19 protein-coding genes and 1 pseudogene are annotated in these 18434 nt (G+C 39.9%); 4 read left to right on the top strand and 16 right to left on the bottom strand.

What is annotated here, in order from left to right:
• Positions 1 to 151: 151 nt before the first annotated feature.
• The 8 genes from HT699_RS03130 to glmU form a co-directional block, all read right to left on the bottom strand.
• Positions 152 to 1906, bottom strand: a complete 1755-nt coding sequence (locus HT699_RS03130; protein WP_172934089.1) for a glycerophosphodiester phosphodiesterase — start codon at positions 1904 to 1906, stop codon at positions 152 to 154.
• 8 nt (positions 1907 to 1914) lie between these two features.
• Positions 1915 to 2505, bottom strand: coding sequence for a 3'-5' exonuclease (locus HT699_RS03125; RefSeq protein ID WP_138699447.1), 591 nt, complete (start codon positions 2503 to 2505; stop codon positions 1915 to 1917).
• A gap of 12 nt (positions 2506 to 2517) precedes the next feature.
• Entirely contained in the window at positions 2518 to 2721 is a 204-nt protein-coding gene (locus tag HT699_RS11655) for a hypothetical protein (RefSeq protein WP_138704509.1), read from the bottom strand.
• A gap of 79 nt (positions 2722 to 2800) precedes the next feature.
• Positions 2801 to 3292: a chromosome segregation protein RocS gene (rocS, locus tag HT699_RS03115; protein WP_000021242.1), complete on the bottom strand. Its 492-nt coding sequence runs from the start codon at positions 3290 to 3292 to the stop codon at positions 2801 to 2803.
• A 76-nt stretch (positions 3293 to 3368) separates the two neighbouring features.
• The gene (locus HT699_RS03110; RefSeq protein WP_172930453.1) at positions 3369 to 4061 is read right to left on the bottom strand and encodes a 5'-methylthioadenosine/adenosylhomocysteine nucleosidase; all 693 of its coding nucleotides are present in this window, start codon (positions 4059 to 4061) and stop codon (positions 3369 to 3371) included.
• Between the two features lie 16 nt (positions 4062 to 4077).
• Complete coding sequence (gene macP, locus HT699_RS03105) at positions 4078 to 4392, bottom strand: cell wall synthase accessory phosphoprotein MacP (RefSeq protein ID WP_000517867.1); 315 nt, start codon at positions 4390 to 4392, stop codon at positions 4078 to 4080.
• Between the two features lie 11 nt (positions 4393 to 4403).
• Entirely contained in the window at positions 4404 to 4949 is a 546-nt protein-coding gene (locus tag HT699_RS03100) for an NUDIX hydrolase (protein WP_100104014.1), read from the bottom strand.
• A 9-nt stretch (positions 4950 to 4958) separates the two neighbouring features.
• Positions 4959 to 6338: a bifunctional UDP-N-acetylglucosamine diphosphorylase/glucosamine-1-phosphate N-acetyltransferase GlmU gene (glmU, locus tag HT699_RS03095; protein ID WP_172930452.1), complete on the bottom strand. Its 1380-nt coding sequence runs from the start codon at positions 6336 to 6338 to the stop codon at positions 4959 to 4961.
• Between the two features lie 143 nt (positions 6339 to 6481).
• Here glmU and HT699_RS03090 point away from each other — a divergent pair, with 143 nt between their 5' ends.
• The 4 genes from HT699_RS03090 to HT699_RS03075 all read left to right on the top strand — a co-directional run bounded on the left by HT699_RS03090 (position 6482) and on the right by HT699_RS03075 (position 9321).
• A complete protein-coding gene (locus HT699_RS03090) occupies positions 6482 to 7282 on the top strand; it encodes a glycoside hydrolase family 25 protein (protein ID WP_172930451.1) in 801 nt (266 codons plus the stop codon).
• 94 nt (positions 7283 to 7376) lie between these two features.
• A complete protein-coding gene (locus HT699_RS03085) occupies positions 7377 to 8219 on the top strand; it encodes a DUF368 domain-containing protein (protein WP_172930450.1) in 843 nt (280 codons plus the stop codon).
• Positions 8219 to 8701 carry an aminoacyl-tRNA deacylase gene (locus tag HT699_RS03080; RefSeq protein ID WP_172930449.1) on the top strand — a complete coding sequence of 161 codons (483 nt, stop codon included), beginning with the start codon at positions 8219 to 8221 and terminating at the stop codon, positions 8699 to 8701. The genes HT699_RS03085 and HT699_RS03080 overlap by 1 nt, the downstream gene beginning before the upstream one ends.
• Positions 8701 to 9321, top strand: a complete 621-nt coding sequence (locus HT699_RS03075; protein ID WP_172930448.1) for a histidine phosphatase family protein — start codon at positions 8701 to 8703, stop codon at positions 9319 to 9321. Before HT699_RS03080 ends, HT699_RS03075 begins: the two co-directional genes overlap by 1 nt.
• Positions 9322 to 9678: 357 nt before the next feature.
• On the opposite strand, the pseudogene HT699_RS03070 reads toward HT699_RS03075, so the two are convergent.
• From HT699_RS03070 to rnr, 8 genes and pseudogenes are all read right to left on the bottom strand, one after another.
• Positions 9679 to 9774 (bottom strand): annotated as a pseudogene (locus HT699_RS03070) (IS630 family transposase); the annotation flags it as partial.
• Between the two features lie 306 nt (positions 9775 to 10080).
• On the bottom strand, positions 10081 to 11022 hold the full coding sequence (gene prsA, locus HT699_RS03065) for a peptidylprolyl isomerase PrsA (RefSeq protein WP_166731318.1): 942 nt from the start codon (positions 11020 to 11022) through the stop codon (positions 10081 to 10083).
• Positions 11023 to 11088: 66 nt separating this feature from the next.
• Positions 11089 to 11802, bottom strand: a complete 714-nt coding sequence (locus HT699_RS03060; RefSeq protein ID WP_166731319.1) for an O-methyltransferase — start codon at positions 11800 to 11802, stop codon at positions 11089 to 11091.
• A 1-nt stretch (position 11803) separates the two neighbouring features.
• On the bottom strand, positions 11804 to 13606 hold the full coding sequence (pepF, locus tag HT699_RS03055; protein WP_166731320.1) for an oligoendopeptidase F: 1803 nt from the start codon (positions 13604 to 13606) through the stop codon (positions 11804 to 11806).
• 18 nt (positions 13607 to 13624) lie between these two features.
• Entirely contained in the window at positions 13625 to 14578 is a 954-nt protein-coding gene (locus tag HT699_RS03050) for a competence protein CoiA family protein (RefSeq protein ID WP_000495916.1), read from the bottom strand.
• 111 nt (positions 14579 to 14689) lie between these two features.
• A complete protein-coding gene (tehB, locus tag HT699_RS03045) occupies positions 14690 to 15415 on the bottom strand; it encodes an SAM-dependent methyltransferase TehB (protein ID WP_240149877.1) in 726 nt (241 codons plus the stop codon).
• Positions 15416 to 15525: 110 nt separating this feature from the next.
• The gene (gene smpB, locus HT699_RS03040) at positions 15526 to 15993 is read right to left on the bottom strand and encodes an SsrA-binding protein SmpB (protein ID WP_001051744.1); all 468 of its coding nucleotides are present in this window, start codon (positions 15991 to 15993) and stop codon (positions 15526 to 15528) included.
• Positions 15956 to 18310, bottom strand: a complete 2355-nt coding sequence (gene rnr / locus HT699_RS03035) for a ribonuclease R (RefSeq protein ID WP_166731324.1) — start codon at positions 18308 to 18310, stop codon at positions 15956 to 15958. Before rnr ends, smpB begins: the two co-directional genes overlap by 38 nt.
• Positions 18311 to 18434 lie beyond the last annotated feature (124 nt).

Genomic DNA, 18434 nt, shown 5'->3' with positions numbered 1-18434 from the left:
ATGACGCGCTTACCTTCAAAGCACTATAAAGTAAATTGAAACAAGAACAATACAAACAATTCTCGTAAACGGATTGCAACCACAAAAAAGCAAGCATTCACAAGAATACTTACCTATCATGGGAGGAACAACCGTTCCTCTTTTTTTACTACTAAAATTCAAAGAATTCCAATGCTTTTTTCAAGAGCAAATCCGTATATTCTGGATCTTCTTGGGCTACTTCTATTTCCCACTGAACTTTTTCCAAATCATCTGTAATCACTCCATCTACTCCTAAGTGAAGCGATTTATTGATAGCTTCTGAATCATTGACAGTCCAGACATAAAGTTTCTGATCCGTTGTCCATAGTTTGCTTACAAAATATTCATCCAAGGTCGAGTACTCCATAGTATATCCTGTCGCCCTTGTTTTAGGAAAGACAGAATTGTAAGGCATGATGAAATAAACTGGCAGTTCGGCATCATACTGTCTTACTTTTTCGACAACATGGTAGTCTAAAGACTGGATTTGATGTCCATAAATCTTGAGCTTTGCAGCATAACGGGCTAAAAAGCGGTCCATCATGTCTGGACTATCTTTTTTACTGGTTTTGATTTCAATTAGTAATTTTTGACCAAGTTCGTTGGCTCGACTGAGATAATCTTCAAAGCTTGAAATTTTAGTCTGGTAGCCATTTTCAAAAATATCAATCCCTTTAAGCTCCTCCAAGTTTAAGTCTTGAGGACTTTTATTGATACCTGCTAGATTTTTCAAGTTAGCATCATGCATCATGACAAACTGCCCATCTTTTGTTTCCTGCACGTCCGTCTCCACCAAGTCTGGTTTGAGTTGTGCTGTAGTTTCCAAGGACTCTACTGTATTTTGAATCCCATTTGCATTGGAAACCCCTCGGTGAGAAATAAGTTGAGGTAGATGAACCATGGGAGCCTCCAGATAAATATAACCTTCTAAGGCAAAGAAAAGACTGGCACAAGTCATGACACCCCATCGCACGATGTGATCTTTTTCTCTCCTAGGAAGCATATCCAGCTCCTTTCCTGTCAAAAATGAAACAAATTTAACCAAAAAATAAGTCAGAGCCATATAATAGAGATTTTTAATCATGACAAAATTCAAAATACCAAGAATCAGAGACTCTCTCTGAGTGATATCATCTACCAAAGTTTGAGCCAATAATAAAGGAAGATAAAATAATAAATGTGCTTTGAGCAAGATATAAAATAAATTCCAAGCATAAAAAGCAACTCTTTTCTTGGTTTTCTCCAAGCTAAACATCACTGCTTCTCGAACAGTCAGCTGATCATATACAATCTTCGGAAGGGCAAACATCAATCTGACAGAGACATAGAGAAAAATAAGAGATAGAAGTAGGATGCTCAGCCACCACATCCAATATTTATCTTCTAAATAATCTTGAATAAACTCTGGAATGACGATTTTATTGAGATAATAAATCTTCAGCATTTTCCGTATAAAAGGAAAAAGCATAGCTATATAGAAAAAGATAAACAAGGCTTTGGCGCAAGTTAGCTTTTTCATAAATCCAAAACTTTCATGGAAAACCTTGCGGATATACTCAATTAGCCTTCGCTTTTCATGATAGAGGAGATGACGAGCACCAATAAAGAGGAGTCCTATTTGAAAATAAGCGACCAGCAGGTTAATGATAATCAAGGCCAAAAAAGCTAGACTAATCAATGGAGAATGAGTGAGGATGGCTAAGACATTGTTATAGGAAATAAAAAGATAACCTGTCTGATCTAATAAGAAGCTAGCCAACCATGAATTGAATGGAACCCACAAATACTCCACTATCATAAAAATCAAGAAAAAGAGAAAGAGGATTTTATCAAGATTGAGATAAATCTGTTTAAAACCCAATTTTTTAGGTTTTTCAGGTTTCATAGGCACTCCTAGTCAAATAATTGAGACAAGTCCAAGCCACCAAAAGGATTGTTTGATAAGCTACTTTCCGTCTCTAACAATTCTCTAGCTTGATCTGATTCTAGGAAGGACTCATACACACGCGCCGTCATCCGAGCATCCTCCAAGCTATTATGGGACTGACCTTGAAATCCAAGAAATGAGGCAACAGTTTGCAACTTGAGATTGGCAATACCATGTAAATCCGAGCTCCGACGTTCAAAAGCTTCATCATACAGATCCACCTTGTACTGCAGGCTGTAGTCTAAACCATGCTCTGCTAGAATAGGCAAATCACTTTTAACAGCATTGTAGCCTATCATCGGCAAAGAATCCACAAACTCTTGAAATTCTTTGATAACTTCCTCCACTGGGGGAGCATCTTTTAAGGTCTCAGCTGTAATCCCAGTCAAACCATTGATAAAACTCTTTAGAGGTACACTGGTATGGACATAGGAATCATAGGCATCGATTTCCTGACCATCTCTAAAACGCACTGCCGATACTTGAATCAAGTGTGTTTGTCCTTCATGCTGATTAAATTCTAAATCGAAAGCAATGTAATCTTCTAATCGTTCCATTTTCTACCTCTCCTATACTGTTATTTTATACTCTTCGAAAATCTCTTCAAACCGCGTCAGCTTCGCCTTGCCGTAGATATAGTTACTGACTTCGTCAGTTTCATCCGCAACCTCAAAAACATGTTTTGAGCTGACTTCGTCAGTCTTATCTACAACCTCAAAGCAGTGCTTTGAGCAGCCTGCGGCTAGCTTCCTAGTTTGCTCTTTGATTTTCATTGAGTATTACTTGAGCAACTATACTATTTAGAAACAAAAGAAGCCATCAGGTTAGCATTTAACCTAAACAGCTCCTTGATTATCCTCCAAATAAACGAGCAAAAAAGCCTTTCTTAGTTGATTGGACTTCTTCTTTTGCTTGGTCCAGCTCTAGCTTGAGATTTTCTTGATCCTTCATGGCTTGAAGGGTCAATTGTTGCTGCTGATCGAGTTGTTTGTCTTTCTCAGCAATCTGACGGTCTTTGATACGCATCTGCTCGTCTTTTTCTGATAACTGACGATCCTTGGCTTTTAATTGTTCATAGAGACGAAGAATTTCTGCATTCTTCTCATCAACCAGAATCTCCATCAGTTCACGTTGCTTGACATCTTCACTGACAGGCTCATCTTCAAAAATCGTCTTTTTATAGATTTCTTCTAGCTTAATCAAGCCACTTCTGGTAACGACTGTTACCCCTTTGTCATTTTTATCTGTGTCTTCTTCTGGTAATTCTTTGACACGGTTATTGATTGCTTGGCGAGATAATCCTAAGACCTCTGCAATCTCACTGACGGTCATTTCAATACTCATAATATCCTCTGAAACGTTTTCTAGCTTTTCTTTACTTAAATCTTATCATAAGCTAGAAAAACTGTCAAATTTCCGCTTAATCTAAAGCCTTCAAAAAGGCTAATAAGACTTGAGCAGAGCGACGTCCAGCTTCGATAATAAACTCATCAAAAGAGATGTTTGCTTCATGGTTGGCATTGTCACTCATAGCTCGGATAACTAAGAATGGAAGATTAAGAGCATGCGCTGCCTGAGCAATCGCTGCCCCCTCCATCTCAACAGCCAAAACATCTGGGAAATGGGACTTAATCGCTTCTATCTTATCATTTCCTGCAACAAAACTATCTCCTGTAGCAATCAAACCAAGATGCCAATTCTGGTCCAATTGAGATAGACTCTCTTGGATTTTGGCAACAAAGGTTTTATCTGATTCGAAATAAAGCGGTTGTTGCGCCATTTGTCCATAAGCATAGCCAAAAGCTGTGACATCCACGTCATGATAGGCTAATTTGTCAGCAATCACAACATCACCAACAGCGATACCTTCTGCTACCGCCCCAGCTGATCCTGTATTGATAAGAGCATCCACTTGGAAATGATCAGCCAAAACCGCCACACTCATAGCAGACATGACCTTACCTATTCCACTTTCTACAAGAACGACTTCATGAGAGGCAAGGTTTCCTGTATGATAGGTATTCCCCAAAACAACTTGCTCCTGGGCATTGTCTAAATGCTGGACCAGATACGCCAGTTCTTCTGGCATAGCCGCAATAATTCCTATTTTCATTTCAATTCCTTTTCTATTACAAAAGTTTCATTGCTAAGACAAGCAAAATCAAGAGAAAGATGACTGCAAATAAGATTTTATTCAATTTAGAATTGAAGACATTTCTCTTGGTATTTTCAATGCGACGGCTTTTATGAATAGACGGTTCGACCTGAATCTTCAAGGTTTCCTGGCTAAAACCATGCCCCTTAGGATTGGCATAGCCAAAACGGGAAGAAGAGGTTGGTAAAATCTTGGTCTCCTCATTATCATCTAGCAAAGGAGGACCTGAAATTTTTTCGCCTCTATTAGCCCTTTCAATCATTTCATCCGTTAATAAAGGTTTACCCATATTGACCTCCTCTATTTTTTGTGCAATTCCCAATATTGAACAGCCATAATTGTCTTGGCATCACAGATATGACCTGATTGGATCAATTCCTTGGCTTCTTCTAAGTTCACTTCAAGGACTTCCAAGGTCTCATCGTCATCTTGGGGACGCGGATTTTCTACCCTTGTCAAATCGCTGGCTATGTATAGTTTTAACTTTTCATTACAAAAGCCAATGGCTGAGTAAAAATCGTACAAGAGTTCTAACTTCCCTGTATAAGCTGTTTCTTCCTCTAATTCACGCAGAGCTGCTGCCACAGGGTCTGTATTTTCTCCTACTTCCAATTTTCCTGCTGGAATTTCGTAAGAGACTGCCTCAATGGCTTTGCGGTACTGCTTGACCAAGATGAGTTTTTGTTCATCCGTTACCGCTAAAACACAGACAGCTCCATTGTGGAAAATCAAATCCCGTTGGGCAGTTCCCTTACCTTCTGGTAATTCAACCTGATCTTGGACCAGTTTAAATATTGGTCCTTGATAGATTTCTTTTCGGCTAAGCGTTTTTTCTTCAAATTCCATGATAGGCTCCTACTGATTCTTAGGATGATGAGGAAGGCGAGTTGCATATTCGTCTTTGTTAACCTGACGACCGCGTCCAATAGCAATAGCATCTGCTGGAACGTCTTTGGTAATAGTTGAACCAGCACCAACGAGAGAATTGTCACCAAGTTCTACTGGCGCAATAATGGTTGAATTTGAACCAACAAAGACATTGTTTCCAATGACTGTCTTGTATTTGTTTTTTCCGTCATAGTTGACTGTAATGGTTCCAGCACCGAAATTAACCTTGCTACCCACTTCACAGTTTCCGATATAAGTCAAATGACCAGCCTTAGTATTCTCGCCGATTGAAGACCCTTTCACCTCAACAAAGTTTCCAATATGGACTTGGGCTCCCAGACTTGAACCTGGACGAATGTGGGCATAAGGACCGACTGTCACTCCGTCTGCAACACTACTTTCCTCAATCATAGAATTGGTAATGACAGCTCTTGCTCCGATAGTACTGTCCACTACATAAGTACCGTTTGTCAAAACAGTCTCAGCACCAATTTTCGTTTGCCCCTTCAAGGTAACATTGGCTTCGATTTGAACTTCAGGCGCAATCTCAACATCAATATCAATATAAGTTGCTTCTGGATTGACAAAGCTAACACCATTGACCATGTGCTGATGATTGATGCGACAACGCATAACTGACTCAGCTGTCGCAAGTGCCACACGGTCATTTACCCCAAGACTTTCATCAAAATCTTTCAAAGTATAAGCACCAACTTTTTCACCAGATTCACGGAAAATGCCAATGACATCTGTAATATAGTATTCTCCTTGAGCGTTGTTGGTATTGATATTTTTCAAAGCCTCAAACAAACGCTCGTTGTCAAAAACGTAAGTTCCAGTGTTGATTTCCTTGATTTGCTTTTCAAAATCTGTAGCATCCTTTTGTTCAACAATGCGAAGAACTTCAGCATTGTCATTACGCACAATTCGTCCATAGCCAAAAGGATTATCCGTTTCAGCAGTCAAGATAGTAGCCACATTTTTATGATTGATGTGGAAATCAATCAAATTTTTCAAGCTTTCACCAGTGATTAAAGGAGTATCTCCTGCTATGACCAAGGTGTGACCTGACAAACCTTCTAAGATAGGCTCTGTCATCATAACCGCATGACCAGTTCCTAACTGTTCAGATTGAGTCACAAATTCTGTCTGTCCAGCCAAGATCTCCTCAACCAATTCTGCCTTGTGTCCGACAACTGTTACTGTCTTTTCAGGTTGGATATCTCCCACACTACGGAAAACATGTTCCAGCATGGAAATACCCGCAACCTTGTGCAACACTTTTGGCAAATCAGATTTCATGCGAGTCCCTTTACCCGCTGCTAAAATAATGGCAAAATTTGACATAATCTTCTCTTTTCTCTAGAAATTCCCTTTTATTATACCATATTTCAAATCATTCCGCGCCCTTGAATGAAAAAATGCTCCAAAGTCCTTTCCTTAACCCATTTTTTTGATTTTTTTTGATTTTTAGGGTAAAATTATAAGATATGAGAAAACAAATTCATCCACTTATTTTATTTGGTTTTTTTGGGATCATAATTTTCATTTTAATCATCAATCGCCCACTTAATGACAACCAATCCTTTAAAACAAAATCCAACATAGCGCAGATTGAAGCACAGGCTTTGAAACACTTAGACAAACCGATTATTGACCTCTCTGGCTGGCAGCGTCCTGAGGAAATCAACTACGATGCCCTCTCACAAAATATGTCAGGCGCTATTGTTCGTGTTCACAGTGGTGCTCAAACGACAAAAGAAAATGATGCTTCCTTTATCAATGGAATAGACAAGGCCTATAAGAGTCATATCACTGAACTTCAAAAACGAAATGTCCCAGTTGGTGTCTATGCCTATGTAGCTGGAAAAAATGTCCAAGAAATGGAAAAGGCTGCTGAAGTTTTTTATAACGCTTCATCACCATACAGCCCTAGTTACTATTGGCTAGACGTGGAAGATAAAACCATGTCCAATATGAACGAAGGTGTTGAAGCCTTTCGAGCAAAACTAGAATCACTTGGTGCAAAAAATATCGGAATCTACGTTGGGGTCTACTTCATGGAAGAACACAGTATTGATACAGACAAGTTTACGTCTGTTTGGATTCCTTCCTATGGTTCAAATACTGGATTTTTCGAAAGCAAACCTAATACGGACTTAGATTATGACATCCACCAGTACACTTCTAAAGGAAAAATTGCTGGCTTTGACCACGATTTGGATATCAACGTCATTTCTTCCTTAAAAAACAAAGAAGAAACCTTTAGAAAACTCTTTTTAAAACCTTAAAAGCATTTGTTTAGCATTTGCTTTTTCTTTTTGTGTTTGATTGTGATACAATATAGTAAGGATTTTTTGAAATAGAAATAGTTGGAGGAAACATATGTTCTCATGGTTAGCACGCTTTATTAAAGGAATTGTGATTGCTCTTGGATTTATCCTACCGGGAATTTCCGGAGGGGTTCTAGCAGCAATCTTAGGCATCTATGAACGAATAATTGGCTTTCTGGCCCATCCTTTTAAAGACTTTAAAGAAAATATTTTATACTTTATTCCAGTTGCCATCGGTATGCTTCTGGGAATTGGCCTATTTTCTTATCCGATTGAATACCTGCTTGAAAATTATCAGGTCTTTGTCTTATGGAGCTTTGCGGGTGCCATCATTGGTACGGTTCCTAGCCTCCTCAAAGAATCAACTCGAGAATCTGACCGAGACAAGATTGATTTAGCTTGGTTCTGGATAACCTTTATCATTTCTGGACTAGGTCTCTATGCCTTAAATTTTGTCGTTGGAACCTTAAGTGCCAGCTTTCTTAATTTGGTCCTAGCAGGTTCACTGCTGGCTCTTGGCGTATTGGTTCCTGGCCTCAGTCCATCAAATCTACTTTTGATTTTGGGACTCTATGCTCCCATGTTGACTGGTTTTAAAACCTTTGACCTCTTGGGAACCTTCTTCCCGATTGGAATTGGGGCAGGTGCAACTCTTATCGTTTTTTCAAAATTGATGGATTATGCCTTAAACAACTACCACTCACGCGTCTATCATTTCATCATCGGAATCGTCCTATCAAGCACCCTTTTAATATTGATTCCAAATGCAGGAAACGCTGAAAGTATCCAATACACAGGCCTTTCACTTGTTGGCTATGTCATCATCGCCTTCTTCTTTGCTCTAGGAATCTGGCTTGGTATTTGGATGAGCCAATTGGAGGATAAATATAAATAATGGCAAAAAAAGTGAAAATCAAAAAAACATTGGTGGAACAAATCCTGTCTAAAGCAGGTATCCCACATCAGGGGATTCGAATCAATGCACTTGAAGTAGAACTTCCTCAAGGTTATGAACGAGATTGGATTTTTAAGACCTTGGCGCTCTTGGGAGATAAAACAGGACCAATTATTGGAATTGTCCCTATCACCCAACACTTGTCTGAAAAGAAACTAGCTAAAATTTCTGGCAATAAAAAAGTGAGCATGATTCCACAAAAGGACTTGGAAAAAACAACTGGTTACATTCATGGAGCAAATAATCCTGTCGGAATTCGTCAGAAACACAATTACCCCATTTTTATCGATAAAATCGCCCTAGACTTGAATCAAATGATTGTATCCGCTGGTGAAGTTGGTCACAGCATTATCGTCGCGCCACAAGACTTGGCTAGCTTTGTAAAGGCCGACTTTGCAGATATCTTGGAGGACAGCAAGTAATGAAACTCTACTTTGTCCGCCACGGTCGTACAGTCTGGAACCAAGAAGGACGCTTTCAAGGTGCTAGTGGAGATTCCCCCCTTCTTCCTGAATCCATTGAAACCCTAAAACAACTAGGCCAGTATCTCAAGGATATTCCTTTTGATCAAATTTATTCAAGTGATTTACCTCGAGCGGTCAGATCTGCCGAGATTATCCAAAGTCAACTCAAGACGCCCTGTTCTTTAGAAAGTGTCCCTAATCTCCGTGAATGGAAACTTGGGAAGTTGGAAGGTTTGAAAATTGCAACCTTGGAAGCTATTTACCCGCAACAAATCAAAGCTTTCCGATCTAATCTTGCTCAATTTGACACTCAAATGTTTGGAGCCGAATCCCTCTATAGCACCACGCAACGGACCATCCAATTTATCAAATCATTAAAAGATAGTCCAGCTGAGCGTATTCTAATTGTCGGTCACGGTGCTAATCTTACTGCCAGTCTTCGTACTCTTCTAGGATATAAAGAACCACTTCTTCGTAAAGATGGCGGTCTAGCAAATGCCAGCCTAACCATTCTAGAAACCCATGATTTTGAAACATTCACTCTTGATACTTGGAATGATACTTCTTATCAATCATAATTATAGCCTAGCCTTCTGAATTAGAACCATAGGAGATATAGTCAGTTGAAACAAAAATAAGACAAAAGAGCCTCGTAAAAAGGTATTGCAACTTGCCAATACCTTTTTGATATGAACACGTGTCTTCTCAACAGGATTGTAGAGCAAAATGAAATAAGAACTGAATAATGTAATTTGAGAATTTAAATCAATTTATAAGAGTGTTTTAGAAGCAGTGATGTACTAGTTCAGATTCACTTTTCTATACTAATACTATTCGAAAATCTCTTCAAACCGCGTCAACGTCACCTTGCCGTACTCAAGTACAACCTGCGGCTAGTTTCCTAGTTTGCTCTTTGATTTTCATTGAGTATAAGATGAGTAGGGAGGAAGAAGTAAAAGTTTATGTCCAAACTCTTCACATAAGAACTCTAGCTTACCCATTCTATGGAATCTTGCATTATCCATTAAAACTTCCAACTAATACTCTTCTAAAATCTATTCAAACCATGTCAGCGTCACATTATATATGTTGGTGACCTCATAAGTCTTATCTGTAACCTCAAAGCTGTTCTTTGAGCAGCCTACAGCTAGCTTTCTAGTTTAATCTTTGCTTTTCACTGAGTAGCAAGTTAAAAAATGAGGCTGGTCAAAAAGTCTTTAAAATCAAAAAACGCATAATATCAGGTATTGAAAACCTTGTACTATGCGTTTTATTGTGGGAAGATTTACTTCATTTTTTCCTGAAGTCGAGTTTTTTCCCTGACTTATTGATTTGGACTATTCGTTTGATGTACTACTGCTTGAGCTTGAATCTCCACCACCGATATATTGGGTAAAGATATTTTGGAAGGCTTGGTCCTTAACCTTGATATTGGCTGCTTGCAATTCTTTTCCGATAATGCTTTGAACAAATGTTGAATCATTTTGTTTTTGAGTCAAGATAACAGTTTTTAATTTTTCTTTGTAGTCATCAATATTAGATGATTTTTCTGTTTTCTTAATGAGTTTTACAATGTAATATTGGCTACTGTAGGCTTGTGTGCCAGTTGCTGTAATCACATCAGAAATGCCATTTACATCTAAAGCGAAAGCGGCTTTCTTGACTTGCTCAGGTACTTCCGTTGAAGCAGAATCAAAGGTAATTTCTCCACCATTTGCTTTAGTTTTCTCATCAGTTGAATTATCTTTGGCTAATTGAGCAAAATCAGCACCTTCTGCCTTTGATTTTTCGAGAACTTCTTTGGCCTTATCTTCATTGTCCAAACGGATGATTTGAGCCGTTACATCTGGAGTGTATTCGTCAAAAGCCTTCTTATAGGCATCATCTGTCAATTCAGCTTCTGCTGCCTTCTTAACTGCCAACTCAACCAATTTACTTGTACGAATTTGAGCTTTACGTGTTTCAAGGGTCATACCTGCTTGTGACAAGACACGTTGGTAGTTTTCGCCATATTGTTTTTCTTCTTCGGCAATAGTATCATCAACCTCTTTATCATCAAGCTCTGAGCCATATTGTTTTTCAAAAACTTTTTGGATGGTCATATTTAACAAGACTTGTTGGGCTGAAGGGTTGCTTTTCACTTGCTCATAAAATTGATGTTCTGTGATGACATCCCCTTTCATGCTGATAAGGTCTGCTCCTTCTGAACCTTTCGAACAAGCTGCTAAAGTTGCTACTGATAATAGTGTAATGGCACCTGCCAATAGTTTTTTCTTCATGTCTACTCCTTTGAGATAAGTGTTACTCTATCTATTTTACTATATTTTCTTAAATTTTTCTGAAAATCATTCGCCAACAGGCAATTGAACGTCTGCTACATTTTTACGAAGCATGAGAATGCCGTCACCCAGAGGTACTAGTGTTGCGGTGAGTCCTGGATTGTCTAAGGTTGCATCAAATAGTCTTTGAAGGCCTCGATAAATGGTTCGCTGGCCACGACGGACTTCCATAATATCCTTGGCAACATCACCACCTTGGAAAATATCATCCAAGACAACCACACCTCCAACGTCCAAATGTTTGAGGATTTCTGGCAGAAAGACGATGTATTTAGACTTGGCTGAATCCATAAAGACGAAATCATAGGACTCTGTCAGTGTAGATAAGACATCCACCGCATCTCCCTCTAGGAGAGTGATTTGCTTGCGACTATCAAACTGGGCAAAATTTTCCTTGGCAAAACCAATCATTTCTGGATTGCGATCAATAGTTGTAATCTTGGCATTTGGCGCATGTTCCGCCATCAAGAGGGCTGAAAAACCGATGGCCGTCCCAATTTCCAGAATGTTTTTAGGTTGCATGGTTTCCATGAGAAAACGGAAATAAGCTACCGTTTCATGGGGAATAATGGGAATATTTTCCTTGCGGGCAAAGTCTTCCAATTCTTTCAAGGAACCTGTGACTTGCTTTTGGCGCTGACGCATCAAGTCTACAATTTCTTCCTTGACGACAGGGCGACGCATGTTATGGTTGGCATTTTTACTATATGATTCAACCATCTTATGCCAATCCCAATTTTTCAACAAGGGCTTCAAACTCATTCAAACGACGTTCGAAGACTGCAAAAGCATCGTTGAGATAGTCTTCCTTCTCCATATCAACACCAGCTTTTCTCATGACATTAAGTGGATAGTCAGATTTACCTGCCTTGAGGTAGTCGATATAGCGGTCACGGTCTTCTTGACTACCATGGACAATCTTTTCAGCCAGAGCTGAAGCTGCTGCAAAGCCTGTTGAATATTGGTATACATAGTAGTTATAGTAGAAGTGTGGAATGCGAGCCCACTCGTATTGGATTTCAGGATTGTCTTCCTTACTCAAACCATAATACTCTTGGTTCAAGTCTGCGTAGAGTTTATTTAGGAAATCGCTTGTCAAGACTTGACCATTTTGATCCGCTTGGTGAATGGCGTGTTCAAACTCAGCAAATTGAGTTTGGCGGAAAACTGTTCCACGGAAACCGTCTAGGAAGTTATTGAGAATAGCAAAGCGTGTTGCGTCGTCTTCCACTTCTTCCAGTAATTTCTCTGTCAAGATATTCTCATTGGTAGTTGATGCAATCTCAGCTAAGAAGATAGAATAATCCCCATAAACATAAGGCTGAGTTTCGCGAGTATAGCTGGAATGCATACTGTGACCTGTTTCATGAACAAGAGTAAAGAGATTGTCCAGATTGTCCTGCCAGTTGAGAAGCATAAAGGCATTGGTATCGTAAGAACCACCAGAGTAGGCACCTGAACGCTTGCCTTGATTTTCGTAAACATCAATCCAACGCTCGCTGAAGGCACGTTTAACACGGCTCAAGTAATCCTCACCCAAGACTGCCAAGGCATCTTCTGCCTTTTTCAAGGCTTCTTGGTAGGTGAAACTGTATTCAACAGATGAAAGCGGTGTGTAGACATCGTACATCTTGAGGTCTGAAATTCCCAAGATTTTTGAACGAAGTTCAAGGTAACGATGCAAGAGTGGCAAATGCTTGCGAACTGCTGCTACCAAATTGTCATAAACACTCTCTGGAACAAAATTGGCTGCTAGGGCTGCATGACGAGCGCTCTTGTAGTTGCGAACTTTGGCACGGTAGTTTTGCACCTTAACATTGGTTTGCAAGGTTTTGGCATAGGTGTGTTGGAATTGTTCATAAGTCGCATAAAGAGCTTGATAAGCACCACGGCGAACCTCACGATTTTTAGACTCCATCAAACGTGTGTAAGTCCCGTGAGATAACTGCACTTCCTTACCATCATCGTCAAGAACATAAGGGAACACAATATCCGCATTGTCCAAGATAGCGAAGGTTTCACTTGCCGAACCAAAGATTTCTCCAGCGCCAGCCAATAATTCTTCCTCGCGTTGTGAAAGAACGTGTTCCTTACCTTGCAAAAGCTTGTCAAAATAGTGTTGATAAACCTGCAATTTTGGTTGAGACTCTAAAAAGTCAGCATACTGCTTTTCACTAATTTCCATAAATTCAGGATCATAGAATGAAAAGGCTTGGTCTAGCTGACTATAGAGTGTCATTGCTTTGGCATAGTACTCTTGATACTTAGCTTCACGTGTATCCTGATCATTCTTCATATGAGCATAAACGTAAAGCTTCTCCATCTGGCGTTCCATTTCAAGAGAAAATTCAGTAATTTCGAGTAGGCTATCCGCACTATCCAAGAGATGGCCTTCATACTGGGCTACTGTCTCCAGCTGTTCTGTTAAATCTTTTAAGGCTTCTTCCCAAGCCTGGTCAGTTGGGTAGATCGTTGATAGATCCCATGTATCTTTTTCATTTATTTCGTTTCTTTGTAATACCATTAGATTCCTCCATCCTTTCTATTCTACCATATTTTTCAAGAAATATTGCTGATAAAAGGCTGGTGGATAAAGCTTTTGCCAATCATTTTGAGGATTTTCTTGGTAATAGATTTGAAAATACTGATAATAGCTGGTCAAATCCTTCTCAATTTGGCAAAAATCACCTACTAGTGGTCGAATTTGTGGATACCATTCTTTCAGCCCATAAGTCAGGACATTTTCTCCCTTTTGATAGGCTTCTGCTTGTTCTTTCATCCAAATGGGATTTTGATAGTACAGTTGTTGCCGGATATAACAACAGATGTCCTTATCCTCAGAAACTGTAAAATGAGATATTTTTTGTTTCTTATAGGGAAAACGTAATATCTCCAGTAGACTACCTTGACCACAGGGAAATTCCTTGATTTGATAATGGAGTTTACCTCGAAGATCCTGGTGTATGAGATATTTAAGCCTTAAAATCTGCTTTCCCTTGTCTACTTCCCAAACATAAAAGCCCATGTTTTGACTAAAATAGAGAAAACCTTGTTGCAGACGAGTCAAACGCTCCTTGAGCCAAAGTTTTTCTCCCAGTAGCCACAGTACTTGGTAACCCTGGCTACGATAACCCTCACTGCGCTCTTTAAGAACTTTTTGTGGCAAGGGACTACATTGAACCTCTAAAGCTAGATTGCCATTTACAAACACATCCGCAATCTGTTTAAGTTCTGGAAGCAGGTATTCTAATTGAACCTCTGAATCTTTTTTCAACCAGTGATAAAGTGATTCCTTATTGGCCAGATGTTCTGAACTTTCATTTTCAGAGGAATAATCACAGTCTTTTAAGGATTTATGGGCAAAATGGGTCCGTACACTTGGTCCTTGACGCAAACGAAGCTGACCTCCACAAGCTGGGCAGGTGTATGCTTGCTTCTCAAGCTTATCCTCTAACACATTTACCAATTTTCCCCTAGCATCTCTCGCAACAAACATGATTTCCCTCCTTTTCTATATTATTCGTAAAAAAGAAAAAAGATCAGGAAAATTCCTAATCTTCATTCATTTTTATTTGATTTTCTTGGCTAGCATGGTCGCAAAGCGTAGTTAAATACGATTGCCATTTTCATCGCGACGGTGCAAATGGCCTGGATTTTCATTGTACTTAACCAATTCCCAATCCTTGTAATAGTCTGCCAATTCCCCTTCTTTAAAGGTGAATGGGAAGTTCACTGAGCAAGGATAATCCTCCGTGTCCATAGCACAAACGATAAGATTATAGCCACCAACACTGGTTTTATCCTGCATATTTTGAATAATAGCTGGAATGCAGTCTGCTTGTAGAAACATGAGAACAACAGTTGATACGATAAAATCATATTCTTGCCCAATGCTAGCTGAATTGATATCGTAAAGACCAACAGTCATGTCCAGATCTTCTTGCTCCACAATACTTTGCAAGATTTCAAGGGTCAGGTCATTTTGATCTACAGCCGTCACATCAAAACCTTGCTGGGCTAGAAAAAGAGAATTACGCCCCTGACCACAACCCAAATCCAAAGCTTTCCCTGGTTTTACTGTCTGCATGGCCTCTAGAACCTCTGAATGAAAAGGATTGGTATTGTATTTCTTAGGGAAATAATCCTCAGGTTTACAATAAAATTCCAAGTACCATTCCACATCATCTGTGGCAGCTTCCACTCGGTGCCAGACTTGTGGTTGTGCCATGGGATTATCTGCCCCTGCTTCAAAGAGGTGTTCAGCTAGAACTTCCCCTTCTTCTGTCAATTCAATAAACTTGAGAGCTCCCTTCAAGACAGTAATTTTCCCCAAGTCCCAACTTTTGTATTGTGCTTTTGCTGAACAGCTTCAGGCATGGTTTCTTTAGTCTACAAAGGCATGCGTTTATAGGCAACTAATTTTTCCATTTTCAATTCCTCTTTTTATCGCTGATTAACAGCTTTCATCACGCGCGCGATGTCGCGGTTTTGCTCACGACGTTTGATAGACTCTCTCTTATCGTAGTCATGCTTCCCTTTAGCTAAACCTAAAAGAAGCTTGGCATAACCGTCTTTGATATAGACTTTAAGAGGAACCAGGGTCATTCCTGTCCCTTTAGTCTCTTGTTCCAACTTTTGGATTTGCTTTTTATGGAGCAGGAGTTTACGACGACGTTCTGGTTCTTGGTTCCAGATATTGCCCTCTTCGTAAGGAGCGATATGGACATTGCTCAACCAGACCTCTCCATTTTTTACTTGGGCAAAGCCATCCTTGAGATTGATTCGAGCAGCTCGTACACTCTTGATTTCAGTTCCAGTCAGAACCATCCCTGCCTCTAGCGTATCTATGATTGTATAGTCGTGGCGCGCCTTTTTATTTTGTGCGACGACCTTTCCCTCGCCCTTTGCCATGCTTGGCTCCTTTCTTAGCTACTTCCTTGTAAAAATGTTTCTTTCCTTTTTTCTTCTTGTCTTTTTGTGAATGCTTGCGCTTATCATTTGAGCGTCCTGATGTTCTCTTATCTTCCTTCTTATCTGAACGACGATTTGAACCACGCCCTCTGTCACTACGATTAGACTGTTTTAAGCCTTTTTCAATCACATCAAACTCACTTGGGATGTAAGAGAAGTCAATTTCACCCGTCATCTTGTCGGCTCTTTCAACTCGGATACGGATTTGCTGACCTACACGGAAAGTTGTTCCTGATTTCTCCCCACGAAGAGTCAAATCACGCTCATTGAAATGATAAAATTCAGGTAGATTTGTGATGTGAATCAAGCCTTCAACTGTGTTTGGCAATTCAACAAAGAGACCAAACTTGACAATGCTGGACACAACCGCATCGTACTCTTCGCCCACGTATTCTTCCATATACTCAGCCTTTTTCATGGCTTCGACTTCACGCTCAGCCTCAATGGCACGACGTTCACGGTTGGAAGACTGGGTCGCAATCTCTGGAATCACTTGCTCAAAATGCTCTACTATTTCCTTAGAACGGCCGTAATCACGAATCATACGGTGAACAAGAAGGTCTGGATAACGACGAATCGGACTAGTAAAGTGAGTATAATAGTCAGCCGCAAGTCCATAATGCCCGTGATTATACTCCGAATAACGAGCCTGCTGCATGGAGCGAAGAAGCATCATGGACAATACATCTGCATAAGGTTCCCCCTCAACTGCTCGCATAATATCTTGAAGTGCCTCTTGACTCATTTCACTAGCAGTCCCATAGATTCGAATACCGAAACTCGAAGCATAATCAATAAACTTCTGAACCTTTTCAGCCTTAGGCTCCTCGTGAATTCGATAGATAAAAGGTAGGTCCAGCTTGCTGAAATGCTCGGCAACTGTTTCATTGGCCATCAACATAAAAGACTCAATCATCCGCTCGGCAACACCACGCTGACGAAGAACGATATCAACAGGCTTACCTTGTTTATCCACTAAAATCTTGGCTTCATTGGTATCTAAATTGAGGGCTCCACGTTTCACACGCATGTTTTCTAGCCTTTCGTGAAGTTTGGCCATAAGTTCGATACTAGGAACAATTTTCTGATACTCTTGTCTCTTTTCCTCGTCGCTTGCTAGGATATCATTGACATCGCTATAGGTCATACGAAAACTGGTCTTGATAACTGTTTGTGTAATGGTATAGTTGACCACACGACCATGTTTATCAATCTCCATAATGGCAGACTGGGTCAGACGGTCAACTTGGGGATTGAGAGAACAGATGCCATTTGATAGTCGTTCTGGAAGCATTGGAACCACACGGTCAGTCACATAGACAGAAGTTGCGCGGTTAAGAGCTTCCTTATCAAGGGCAGACCCCTCGGTCACATAGTAGGAAACATCTGCGATGTGAACACCAAGCTCCAGATTTCCATTTTTCAAGGCCTTGATATGCACCGCATCGTCCAAGTCCTTGGCGTCAGCACCATCGATGGTAAAGATAATCTCATCTCTTAGATCCAGACGACCTTCCGTATCCTTTTTAGACGGAGCATCAGGCACACTTTCTGCTTCCTTGACAACAGCTTCTGGAAACTCGGATACAATGTCCATTGATTCCAAGACCTCAAGAACATCAATTCCGACATCTGTTGAGTGTCCCACCACATCGAGAACACTCGCGACAAAGAAATCATGTTTCTTGCTTGGGTATTTATCGATAAAGACCTTGAGAACTTCTGTTCCCTCCAGTTTAAGGGCTGGTTTCTTAACATAGATGGGTTGGCTGATTTTCTGATTTTTCGAACGGATATAGCCTGCATACTTAGGTTTTTCCTGATCCAGAACGATTTGACCTACAACAGTTGTCAAACTGTGTTCTAAGATATCAATAATTTTTGCTTCTGCTGCTGTTCCCTTATTGCGGTCAGCGACTTTCTTAATCACTACCTCAACGGTATCACCATCAATAGCATAGTTGACATCGTTTTTTCCTACAAAAAGGTCGTCCTCCTCGCCTTCCAGACTAACAAAGCCAAAGCCATTTTTATGGGCATGAAAAATCCCCTTGAGGGTAATCTCATGTTTTTTCTTAATTTCTAATGTCAGACTACCATCTTCTTCAAAGCGTATCTGATGCTTTCTTTCCATTAGGGACAAGGTTTTAATCAACTCACGAAAATCCTTGGAACTATCTTTTCCCAAAGCCTGAGCCAAATCATTAACAGTCACCTTTCCCTTATCTTGTAAATATTCTTTTATTCTATCTTTCATATTTTCTTTCTAGATTTTTTAATTTTCTTTTACTGTAAAACCTTCTCAAACATCCTTTCATACTCAATAAAAATCAAAGAGCAAACTAAAAAGCTAGCCGCAGGTTGCTCAAAACACCGTTTTG

Source organism: Streptococcus sp. 1055, from assembly GCF_013276815.1.
Classification (GTDB): domain Bacteria; phylum Bacillota; class Bacilli; order Lactobacillales; family Streptococcaceae; genus Streptococcus; species Streptococcus pseudopneumoniae.
The sequence above is the reverse complement of the archived record's forward strand: the minus strand, read 5'-3'. Positions and strand labels throughout refer to the sequence as shown.

What these genes read in the sequence shown, in the direction of transcription:
- glmU (WP_172930452.1), bottom strand. Translation starts at nt 6,338, where the DNA reads ATGTCAAATTTTGCCATTATTTTAGCAGCGGGTAAAGGGACTCGCATG.
- HT699_RS03085 (WP_172930450.1), top strand. Translation starts at nt 7,377, where the DNA reads ATGTTCTCATGGTTAGCACGCTTTATTAAAGGAATTGTGATTGCTCTT.
- HT699_RS03090 (WP_172930451.1), top strand. Translation starts at nt 6,482, where the DNA reads ATGAGAAAACAAATTCATCCACTTATTTTATTTGGTTTTTTTGGGATC.
- HT699_RS03125 (WP_138699447.1), bottom strand. Translation starts at nt 2,505, where the DNA reads ATGGAACGATTAGAAGATTACATTGCTTTCGATTTAGAATTTAATCAG.
- smpB (WP_001051744.1), bottom strand. Translation starts at nt 15,993, where the DNA reads ATGGCAAAGGGCGAGGGAAAGGTCGTCGCACAAAATAAAAAGGCGCGC.
- rocS (WP_000021242.1), bottom strand. Translation starts at nt 3,292, where the DNA reads ATGAGTATTGAAATGACCGTCAGTGAGATTGCAGAGGTCTTAGGATTA.
- HT699_RS03100 (WP_100104014.1), bottom strand. Translation starts at nt 4,949, where the DNA reads ATGGAATTTGAAGAAAAAACGCTTAGCCGAAAAGAAATCTATCAAGGA.
- HT699_RS11655 (WP_138704509.1), bottom strand. Translation starts at nt 2,721, where the DNA reads ATGAAAATCAAAGAGCAAACTAGGAAGCTAGCCGCAGGCTGCTCAAAG.
- prsA (WP_166731318.1), bottom strand. Translation starts at nt 11,022, where the DNA reads ATGAAGAAAAAACTATTGGCAGGTGCCATTACACTATTATCAGTAGCA.
- rnr (WP_166731324.1), bottom strand. Translation starts at nt 18,310, where the DNA reads ATGAAAGATAGAATAAAAGAATATTTACAAGATAAGGGAAAGGTGACT.
- HT699_RS03075 (WP_172930448.1), top strand. Translation starts at nt 8,701, where the DNA reads ATGAAACTCTACTTTGTCCGCCACGGTCGTACAGTCTGGAACCAAGAA.
- HT699_RS03110 (WP_172930453.1), bottom strand. Translation starts at nt 4,061, where the DNA reads ATGAAAATAGGAATTATTGCGGCTATGCCAGAAGAACTGGCGTATCTG.
- HT699_RS03080 (WP_172930449.1), top strand. Translation starts at nt 8,219, where the DNA reads ATGGCAAAAAAAGTGAAAATCAAAAAAACATTGGTGGAACAAATCCTG.
- HT699_RS03060 (WP_166731319.1), bottom strand. Translation starts at nt 11,802, where the DNA reads ATGGTTGAATCATATAGTAAAAATGCCAACCATAACATGCGTCGCCCT.
- pepF (WP_166731320.1), bottom strand. Translation starts at nt 13,606, where the DNA reads ATGGTATTACAAAGAAACGAAATAAATGAAAAAGATACATGGGATCTA.
- HT699_RS03050 (WP_000495916.1), bottom strand. Translation starts at nt 14,578, where the DNA reads ATGTTTGTTGCGAGAGATGCTAGGGGAAAATTGGTAAATGTGTTAGAG.
- macP (WP_000517867.1), bottom strand. Translation starts at nt 4,392, where the DNA reads ATGGGTAAACCTTTATTAACGGATGAAATGATTGAAAGGGCTAATAGA.
- HT699_RS03130 (WP_172934089.1), bottom strand. Translation starts at nt 1,906, where the DNA reads ATGAAACCTGAAAAACCTAAAAAATTGGGTTTTAAACAGATTTATCTC.